Origin of the sequence: Mesorhizobium sp. Cs1321R2N1, assembly GCF_037179725.1 — a bacterium.
GTDB lineage: Bacteria > Pseudomonadota > Alphaproteobacteria > Rhizobiales > Rhizobiaceae > Mesorhizobium > Mesorhizobium salmacidum.
This window is the reverse complement of sequence record NZ_JAPYKP010000341.1, coordinates 1-494: the sequence shown is the minus strand read 5'-3', so window position 1 is coordinate 494 and position 494 is coordinate 1. Positions and strand designations below refer to the sequence as shown.

Below are 494 nucleotides of genomic sequence, written 5' to 3'. Positions count from 1 at the left end.
ATGGTGATGACGGAGGCCTTGCCACTGTTGTCGAAGTCGCGGACGACCGCCGAGGTGCCAGCCATCGGAGAAACCGTGTAGCTCTTGAAACCAGACCCGGTCGAAAGCCAAAGGCCAATGATGTCGTAAACACCATCAAAGCGGAAGATGTCCGAGGCACCGTCGCCATTGATGTCGGCGACCACACAAGTACCGTCGCCCGAGTAAGATGTCCAAGGACAGCCGATTGCGAACGATGCTCCGCTTGGCTGCCACGTGCCGTTTGAAAGTGTGGCCTTTCTTATCGTTCCGCCGCTGCCCGAGAAGAACGGCTGCTGATGGCCATTGCCAAGAAAGTCGCCGGTCCCGAGACCGAAAGCGCCCGAACCATTGGCATTTACCGAATCAAGCCCATCGCCGTCACCGTCGGCCAATGAGGAATCAGGTGACGACCCCCCCGAAGGAGCGCCTGGCAGTCCATCACAAACAGCTTGATATCCCGTCGGCGCGGTTGT

1 protein-coding gene is annotated in these 494 nt (G+C 58.7%); it reads right to left on the bottom strand.

What is annotated here, in order from left to right; genetic code table 11:
• On the bottom strand, positions 1-413 hold a 413-nt coding region (locus O7A61_RS32385), incomplete at its 3' end, for a hypothetical protein (RefSeq protein WP_337133203.1).
• Positions 414-494 lie beyond the last annotated feature (81 nt).